The sequence below is a fragment of the uncultured Maritalea sp. genome, assembly GCF_937139385.1.
GTDB lineage: Bacteria > Pseudomonadota > Alphaproteobacteria > Rhizobiales > Devosiaceae > Maritalea > Maritalea porphyrae_A.
Window position 1 is genome coordinate 1 of sequence record NZ_CAKZPW010000020.1, and the last position, 7,806, is coordinate 7,806.

Consider the following 7,806-nt stretch of genomic DNA (forward strand, 5'->3'; position numbering starts at 1 on the left):
GGCGACGGAGGGGATCAAATGCTTTTACAACGCATACGGCAACACGGAAACTGCTTCGAATGGTCCACTTTCATTCTTATACTTATGATTCTTGCTGAGGGAATGAACGCGCCATCAATCTACTTGCATGTCTCGGGTGTCCTGTTGATCATCGGACGAATTGCTCATCCGTTCGGTCTGAAAATTGACAACGCTGCCCATCCCCTCCGATATGTTGGCAATGGAACCAACATTCTTGCTGCCTTGAGCGCAATGGTTTGTTTGGTCTTCAATATTTTTGGACTTTAAACGACGCACAATCAGATTTTTTTTAAAGGAAACCTACTTATGAAATATATGCTTTTGATCTTTAATGACCCCGCACTTGAACCAAGTTATGGAACGCCCGAGTTTGATACAATGATGTCCGATTTTTTCGCCGCAAATGAAAAAATGAAAGCTGATGGCGTTCTGTGTGGAGGAGAAGGGCTACAGGGCATTGAAACGGCAACATCTTTGCGGATCAAGGCTGGCAAGGTGGAAACAATGGATGGCCCATTTGCGGAAACGCGCGAGCATTTGGGGGGCTACTATGTCATTGATACGGCTGACTTAGATTCCGCTCTATCTTATGCGGCCTTAATTCCATCGGCGAATTTTGGCACGATCGAGGTTCGCCCGTTGATGGATTACAACCCGGCAGGCAATTAGACATGAGTTCCGCCGCCCCCAAAGCCATTGCCATTCAGAATGCCATAAACGATGTAATGAGCAATGACAGGGGGCGGCTGCTGGCGGGCCTTATTTCAAGGCTTTCTGACTTTCAGCTTGCCGAAGACGCTTTGCAAGAAGCGTTGATTTCGGCGTTAAGCCATTGGGGGCGCTCTGGTATCCCTCATGCACCGACTGCATGGTTAATGAAAGTGGCTCTAAACAAAGGCATCGATCGCCTTAGATCTCAGATGCGAGAAAGCCACAAAGTTGAGCAATTCAGTTTTGTAACGAGTGATGTTGCACACCCCACAACGACAGAAGAAATTCCAGACGAACGCCTAAGGCTGATCTTTGCTTGTTGTCATCCGGCTCTTGAAATAAAATCTCGTGTGGCGCTAACTCTGCGCACGGTGAGTGGTCTTACGACACGCGAAATTGCAGATGCATTTTTGGACACCGAAAAGACGATGGGGCAGCGGCTGACCCGATCTAAGTCAAAGATAAAAGCAAAAGGCATCGGGTTCGCGGTTCCACAATCTGAAATGTGGGATGACCGTTTAAATGCTGTTCTGGCGACCATCTATTTGATTTTCACCACTGGCTACGTGATTGAAGATGAGGCTGAAAGAGATCTTTGCGGCGAAGCTATTTTTCTGGGCAGATTGCTCAATGACTTGAAACCGAATGAACCAGAAATTGAAGGCATTCTCGCTTTGATGTTGCTCACACATGCGCGTCTGCCGGCCAGGGTGGGCGCGGACGGTCTAAGCAAACCAATTGAGGAACAGGATCGCTCACTGTGGCAAGAAACATTGATTGAAGAAGGCAGGTTGTTTCTTCGCAATGCTGTAGCCCGTCGATCCCCTCAAGCCTTCCAGATCAAAGCGGCAATTGCAGATTGTCATATGACCAAGGGTTCGCCTGATTGGATACAAATGTCACTCCTGTACCAATCTCTTTGGCATTTTGAGCCAACACCCGTCATTGCGCTGAACTGGGCTGTGGTCATGGCTGAACTTGGTCACCTGGAAACGGCACTCAAAAAGATCGACAGCCTTTCGAGCGATTTATCGGCCTTTCAACCATGGCATGCCGCCCGTGCGAGCATCTTGTTGAAATTGGGACACTTTGAAGAAGCAATAACGGCATATAAGACAGCCATTGAAACTGCACCCGACGCCCCCTCAAGAGCATTCCTTGCAGCAAAACTGACCGCTGCGCAAAAACATGGTTCCAACAACTGACTTTGGTGCCGATCTGCAATTTGCTCACAAAGCCCAGCTTACATTGAATGTGGAAATCAAATAAGAGCGCTCTGCTTTTTTGGGAAACCACGAAGTTGCGGAGTCTTGTCTTATACCGAAAGGCGCTCTTCAAGTAAGGTCCGCATCAAGTGCGGGACGCTGCCGCGCTAGGCCTTTACAGCGCCGGCGGTTAGGCCATCAATCATGTGGCGTTGTAGGAAGAAGAAGATAATCATCACCGGTAAAACACCAATAATGCTGGCGGCCATAACTTCGTTCCAAGCGGAAAGCGAACCACCGGACTGTAGATAGAGCCCTACAGCGAGCGGGTGGAGATATTGTGAGGAGTTGAACGAAATAGCAATGATGAATTGTTGTGAGTAAGCGCCGATGAAGGTGGCGATGGTGACCACGACGAGGCCAGGCATGGCAATGGGGATGATCACCCGCCACAGAATGTATAGTCGGGAGGCACCGTCGGCCCAAGCGGCTTCTTCCAGTTCGCGGGGTATGCGCATTAAATAGGCGCGCAGCAGCCAAATGCCGATTGGGATCAGAAAGGCGGTGCCGGGCATGATCAGTGCCCAATAGGTATTGAGCATGCCCAAATTCATCATGATTTTAAACAGCGGGATAACGAGCACAGCGCCGCCCACCATATTGACCGCCAGAAAGCTGGTGAGCAAAGCGCGGCTGCCCCAAAACTCAAAACGGGCGAATGCCCATGCGGCGGGGATCACCGCGGTGAGGGTAAGCAGTGTGACGCAAGTGGCTATGAAAAAGCTGTTCCAGATATAAAGCCAAAGCAAGGGGACGTTCTGCCAAACCGAAAAATAGGCATCAAAGCTCATACCTTCGGTGATCACTTCGTAGGGGATTGAGATGATTTTTCGCCATGGGCGCAGGGACACCAAAAATGCTTCAAAGAATGGCGCGAGTATAAAGGTGAGAAAAACAGCAATGCCGAGATAAATGCCGACTTTTTCGTACCAGCGATATCTGTTGATCAATTCACTGCCCCCTGCCTCGCGTTCTTTGCCAACCAATCAGCCCAAAACAATCGCAAAATAATGCGAGCCATTTTTTGATTGAGTGGCGGTTGAGTTATCGCCAATAAGAAGAATTCCAATGGTTCATCCGCTAAACATTAGCAAATCACCGCGTCCAACTATTGAGGAATAGCTTGCAGAAGTTTGCCCGCAAGTAAACTGAAAATTGGTCTGGTTTTGGTATTTTTAATTGATATGCTTCGGCAGGCTCAGGATAAGGTCTTCTGCGATCGGCGCTGGGCCGCACTCTGGACTGAGATCAAAAGCAACCAACGCCCCAATCCCGGCCTAAACGCTTTCCCAATCGCCGCTTTCGCCTGAGGCAAACAGTGCATCGATGGCGGCTTGGTTTTTCTTTGAGTTTTCTAGGGTGAATAGGTCCACCATATCGCCAGCCACTTTGCGGCCAAATGCTTCGACTTGCAGCGTATACTGCTGCGTGGCGTTGAACGACCAGCTTTGGGCGCTGTTGTGCGCTTGGTTGGACAGAGTGACCGTGACCGCATCGAATATCTCTGCGTTAAAGGGCGCATTGATTTCTATGAAACCCTGATCTGCATGAAAGATCATGGATTGGCGGGCCGCGAGTTGAGTTGAGCAATAAAAACTCATATCAAATCCATCAAATTGATATTGGCAATTGGCAAAGATGTCCGTGCCAAAGGCTGGGTCGCGTTCAAGTGTTGCCAAGGCGCGTTTTGGTTCCTGCCCTGTTACAAAGCGCGATGTGACCGTCGGGTACACACCAATATCTAAAAGGCCGCCGCCGCCAAGTTCTGGCTTGTTGCGCATATTGTCTGGGTCGCGATTGAAATAAGTGAACGACCCTTGGATGTGACGCAGCTTGCCGATTGCACCTTCCGCCAGCAAGTCGCGCACCTTGATCCATTGAGGGTGATAGGTGACCATGAACGCTTCCGCCGCCACTTTGCCGCTTTTGTTTCGCGCTGCGATGAGTTGATCCACTTCACTAGCATGAAGCGAAATGGGCTTTTCGCACAGCACATGCTTGCCCGCCGCTAAAACCTTTTTGGTCCATTCAACATGTTGGGAGGTGGGCAGCGGTATGTAGACCGCGTCTATGGCATCGCTTGCAAGCATTGCTTCGTAAGTGGGAAAGGCAAGCGGAATGCCGTGGGCCTGCGCAAATGCATCAGCGCTTTGTTGTGTACGGCTGGCGATACCCATCAAGGTGCCATTGTTTGATGCATGAATGGCCGGCACCAGCCGTTCGCGCGCAATTTTCGCCGTCCCAAGAATTCCCCAACGTAACATAGCCAACCCGCCTTCTCTGATCATGACAGAGATGTTATCGATTACATCTACTGGAATGGCAAGATTGGAGTTACTCGAATGATCTAGTCCTCATCCAAACCATATTCATACATGCCCAAGGCTTTAAGCGTCGTTTCTGCTGTCAGAAGCAGTTCGGCTTCGTCTTTGACCACCTTGCACATGACATTGAGACCGATCAGCAGGTTTTGCAGGCACAGCGCCATGGCGTGGGTATCTAGGTCGCGCGGAAATTCTTTGGAGGCAACGCCCCAGTTCAGCACGGTTTGAATTTGGTTGATGGAGCCAAGCACTAAGCTTTCAAGCACCGGGCCAAGCTCTTCATCTTGGTTACACAGCTCGGCCACTGAATTGATGGCAAGGCAGCCTCGCCCCTCTGGGTCTGCCGCGCGGGCGGCACATGCTTCGCGAAAGACCAAAGTTAAAAGCATTTTTACATCGATTGGCGGCGTGGCCAAAGCCAAAGCAAAATCGGGTGATTGCTTGCAATATTGTTCCAGCACTTCCTTGAACAAGGCTTCGCGGGTGCCAAAAGCGTTGTAAAAACTTGAACGGGTGATGCCCAGTTTTTCAGACAAGGCTTTGACTGACGAAGCTTCATAGCCATCGCGCCAAATCATATGCATCACGTCGTCAACCGCTTGCTCTCTGTCAAATGCTGATGGACGTCCCATTTCAACTCCTTTTTTGTACTTGACTGTACAAAACAATTCGTTTTTATATACACACCTGTATAAAACACTTAAACCCAGAACTCAATGGAGATAAAAATGAGCGCATTTGTAGTTGCCACAAGCATCATCAAAAACCTCGAGAAGTATGCAGCATACGGCAAGGCCGCCACGGCGACCCTAGCGCCCCACGGGGGCACGCTGGCCAAACGCGGTAAATATGCCGAAACTCTGGCCGGCAGTGGCGAACATAGTGTGGTTGCCGTGCTGGAGTTTCCAAATTTGGACGCGTTGAATGCTTGGTTCAGCTCCCCCGAGTATCAAGCTATTGTGCCGCTCAGAAACGAAGCGTGCGACATGACGATCACAAGTTACATGGTTCCGACAGCATAATACACACCCATAGATCCGCCACATGGCCCAACATCAATGCTCAATGTTGGGCCGTTTTCACACAATCATGTTTCCTACATATATGTACAAAATTACACAAATCTTGGCATCCACCCTTGTAATGCCAATGCGAATCCCCAACGCGAACGCAAAATGCGCCGTTCGGCCGCAGATGCGACGTCACACCTTCGTCTAACGCCTCGTGTAAACTGTTGTTTTTAAACACGTTTTTCTACCGGACAGCAAATCACAAGTTTGCTTGACACAAAAATCCTCTCCCCTTATGTTGCGGCCAACTTTGAGGGGTGCCTTTGCATCGCGGATTTGGCTGGTTTGAAGGGGTTTGGTCGATGTCCAATTCTATAAAACCAACAAGCGATACGAAGGCATCTGTTTCGATTGGGTCTCGATCTGATGAAACGCGCGCTCTTGCTGACAAGATAAAGTTGGCGAAAAAAGATGCGGGTTTGATGGTCGAGAACAAGTCGGAAAGCCACCTCACTGGGCATGCGCGGGCGGTGCGATTGGGCACTGAATTTATCGCTGCAATTCTGGTGGGGTTTGGCATTGGCTATTTTGCTGACCTGATCTTTGGCACGGCGCCTTGGCTCATGTTGGTAATGGTGTTGGTGGGATTTGCCGCTGGCGTTTTGAATGTGGTGCGCAGCGCCTCTGAAATGAACGCTTCAGCCATAATTACACCGGATATGGATTTGGGACCGGAAGACGACGACGTCGATCCGGTTAAATAGAAATAAGGGCCTAAAACGTGGCAGATCCGAATAAAGTCGATCCAATTCACCAGTTTGCGATCACCGATATATTTTCAATCGGTGGTGAAGGTGGTGGTTTCAACATTGCATTCACCAACTCTGCTTTGTTTATGGTGATCACTGTTTTGGCGATTTCAGCATTTCTTATCCTGTCGACCGGCGGTCGCGGATTGGTTCCTGGTCGTTTGCAGCTCTTGTCGGAAATGCTTTATGAGTTTGTGGCCAATATGGTGCGCAGCTCTGCCGGTTCTGAAGGCATGAAGTTCTTTCCATTCGTGTTCTCACTCTTCATGTTTGTCCTTGTGGCCAACTTGCTTGGCATGGTGCCTTACTTCTTCACCATCACAAGCCACATCATCGTCACCTTTGCCTTGGCAATGTTGGTGATTACCGTGGTACTTGTTTATGGTTTCATGAAGAACGGCCTTGGTTTCCTCAAATTGTTTGTTCCGGCTGGCGTACCTGGCTACGTTTTGCCGATTGTGATCCCGATTGAGATCGTTTCGTTTCTCTCACGTCCGATCAGCTTGTCTGTTCGTTTGTTCGCCAACATGTTGGCGGGTCACATTACGCTAAAAGTATTTGCTGGCTTTATCGTTACATTGTCATCTTTTGGATTTGTGGGCTGGCTTGGCGCCATCTTGCCATTCTCGATGACTGTTGCTTTGACAGCACTTGAGTTTTTGGTCTCGGCTTTGCAAGCCTATGTGTTTGCGGTTTTGACCTCCATGTATCTCAATGATGCGATACATCCATCGCACTAATTGAGTTGAAGAACCCGTTATCGGCCAATGCCGGTTCGATGACAAAACATATCGCATTTGAAGCTTTGAAAGGATTTTAAAATGGAAGCGGAAGCAGCGAAAATGATCGGTGCCGGTATCGCCTGTGTGGGCATGGCCGGAGCAGCAATGGGCGTTGGTAACATCTTTGGCAACTTTTTGTCAGGCGCGTTGCGCAACCCATCAGCCGCACAAAGCCAGTTCGGTAACTTGATCTTTGGTTTTGCGGTAACAGAAGCTTTGGGCATTTTCTCATTCTTGGTTGCCCTATTGCTATTGTTCGCCGTTTAATTCCACGGCAACTGAATTTAGGCAGCCCATGCACATGTCTTTGATATGTTCGGGCTGCCTAAACTTACCGACCTGATTGATCAGGCACAGACGCTGGCAGGATATTCCGTTAGGGCATATCAAGGGGCCAGCAAACTCATTTTAGGTATCCAGATGGCAAGCAATACAACCACATCACACGATACGGAAGCCACCAACGCAACAGCAACTGATGGCCATGCCACAGATGCAACTGCGACTGACACACATGCGTCCACTGCGGCGGATGGTGGCGGACATAGTGACGTATTTCCACCGTTCGATCCGGCAAGCTTTGGCTCTCAGCTCTTGTGGTTGGCCCTAAGCTTTGCAGCGCTCTACATCTTGATGAGCAAAATTGCATTGCCACGGATTGGCGAAATCTTGGAAGTTCGACGTGATCGAATTGAAGGGGATTTGGCAGAAGCAGAACGTCTTCGCCAAAAAACTGACCAAGCCATCGAAGCCTACGAAACTGACTTGGCAAATGCGAAACAAAAAGCGCACACCATTGCAGAAGAGTCACGCGAAGCAATTCGCAAAGACCTTGATGCAAAGCGCGCTGATGTTGAAACAGATTTGGCTAAGAAAATGGCAAA

The 7,806-nt window shown here is 49.4% G+C and carries 11 protein-coding genes; 8 read left to right on the forward strand and 3 right to left on the reverse strand.

Annotated features, from left to right (window positions below):
* The 3 genes from Q0231_RS00830 to Q0231_RS00840 all read left to right on the forward strand — a co-directional run.
* A partial coding sequence (locus tag Q0231_RS00830) for an MAPEG family protein (protein ID WP_299343797.1) occupies positions 1-288 on the forward strand: 288 nt, incomplete at its 5' end.
* Between the two features lie 39 nt (positions 289-327).
* On the forward strand, positions 328-690 hold the full coding sequence (locus tag Q0231_RS00835) for a YciI family protein (protein ID WP_269392517.1): 363 nt from the start codon (positions 328-330) through the stop codon (positions 688-690).
* 2 nt (positions 691-692) lie between these two features.
* A complete protein-coding gene (locus Q0231_RS00840) occupies positions 693-1,937 on the forward strand; it encodes a sigma-70 family RNA polymerase sigma factor (protein WP_299343804.1) in 1,245 nt (414 codons plus the stop codon).
* A gap of 167 nt (positions 1,938-2,104) precedes the next feature.
* On the opposite strand, the gene Q0231_RS00845 is transcribed toward Q0231_RS00840, so the two are convergent.
* The 3 genes from Q0231_RS00845 to Q0231_RS00855 all read right to left on the reverse strand — a co-directional run bounded on the left by Q0231_RS00845 (position 2,105) and on the right by Q0231_RS00855 (position 4,953).
* Positions 2,105-2,947: a carbohydrate ABC transporter permease gene (locus Q0231_RS00845; RefSeq protein ID WP_299343807.1), complete on the reverse strand. Its 843-nt coding sequence runs from the start codon at positions 2,945-2,947 to the stop codon at positions 2,105-2,107.
* Between the two features lie 327 nt (positions 2,948-3,274).
* Positions 3,275-4,261 carry a Gfo/Idh/MocA family oxidoreductase gene (locus tag Q0231_RS00850; RefSeq protein WP_299343810.1) on the reverse strand — a complete coding sequence of 329 codons (987 nt, stop codon included), beginning with the start codon at positions 4,259-4,261 and terminating at the stop codon, positions 3,275-3,277.
* Positions 4,262-4,344: 83 nt separating this feature from the next.
* A complete protein-coding gene (locus Q0231_RS00855) occupies positions 4,345-4,953 on the reverse strand; it encodes a TetR/AcrR family transcriptional regulator (protein ID WP_299343813.1) in 609 nt (202 codons plus the stop codon).
* A 96-nt stretch (positions 4,954-5,049) separates the two neighbouring features.
* Between Q0231_RS00855 and Q0231_RS00860 the strand changes: the two genes are divergently transcribed.
* The 5 genes from Q0231_RS00860 to Q0231_RS00880 form a co-directional block, all read left to right on the forward strand.
* Positions 5,050-5,343, forward strand: coding sequence for a DUF1330 domain-containing protein (locus Q0231_RS00860; protein ID WP_299343816.1), 294 nt, complete (start codon positions 5,050-5,052; stop codon positions 5,341-5,343).
* A 350-nt stretch (positions 5,344-5,693) separates the two neighbouring features.
* Positions 5,694-6,095, forward strand: a complete 402-nt coding sequence (locus tag Q0231_RS00865; protein WP_269392523.1) for an AtpZ/AtpI family protein — start codon at positions 5,694-5,696, stop codon at positions 6,093-6,095.
* Positions 6,096-6,112: 17 nt separating this feature from the next.
* Entirely contained in the window at positions 6,113-6,880 is a 768-nt protein-coding gene (locus tag Q0231_RS00870; protein ID WP_269392524.1) for a F0F1 ATP synthase subunit A, read from the forward strand.
* Positions 6,881-6,961: 81 nt separating this feature from the next.
* Positions 6,962-7,189 carry a F0F1 ATP synthase subunit C gene (locus Q0231_RS00875; RefSeq protein WP_269392525.1) on the forward strand — a complete coding sequence of 76 codons (228 nt, stop codon included), beginning with the start codon at positions 6,962-6,964 and terminating at the stop codon, positions 7,187-7,189.
* Between the two features lie 153 nt (positions 7,190-7,342).
* On the forward strand, positions 7,343-7,806 hold a 464-nt coding region (locus tag Q0231_RS00880; protein ID WP_299343823.1), incomplete at its 3' end, for a F0F1 ATP synthase subunit B'.

What these genes read in the sequence shown, in the direction of transcription:
- Q0231_RS00835 (WP_269392517.1), top strand. Translation starts at nt 328, where the DNA reads ATGAAATATATGCTTTTGATCTTTAATGACCCCGCACTTGAACCAAGT.
- Q0231_RS00840 (WP_299343804.1), top strand. Translation starts at nt 693, where the DNA reads ATGAGTTCCGCCGCCCCCAAAGCCATTGCCATTCAGAATGCCATAAAC.
- Q0231_RS00850 (WP_299343810.1), bottom strand. Translation starts at nt 4,261, where the DNA reads ATGTTACGTTGGGGAATTCTTGGGACGGCGAAAATTGCGCGCGAACGG.
- Q0231_RS00855 (WP_299343813.1), bottom strand. Translation starts at nt 4,953, where the DNA reads ATGGGACGTCCATCAGCATTTGACAGAGAGCAAGCGGTTGACGACGTG.
- Q0231_RS00860 (WP_299343816.1), top strand. Translation starts at nt 5,050, where the DNA reads ATGAGCGCATTTGTAGTTGCCACAAGCATCATCAAAAACCTCGAGAAG.
- Q0231_RS00865 (WP_269392523.1), top strand. Translation starts at nt 5,694, where the DNA reads ATGTCCAATTCTATAAAACCAACAAGCGATACGAAGGCATCTGTTTCG.
- Q0231_RS00875 (WP_269392525.1), top strand. Translation starts at nt 6,962, where the DNA reads ATGGAAGCGGAAGCAGCGAAAATGATCGGTGCCGGTATCGCCTGTGTG.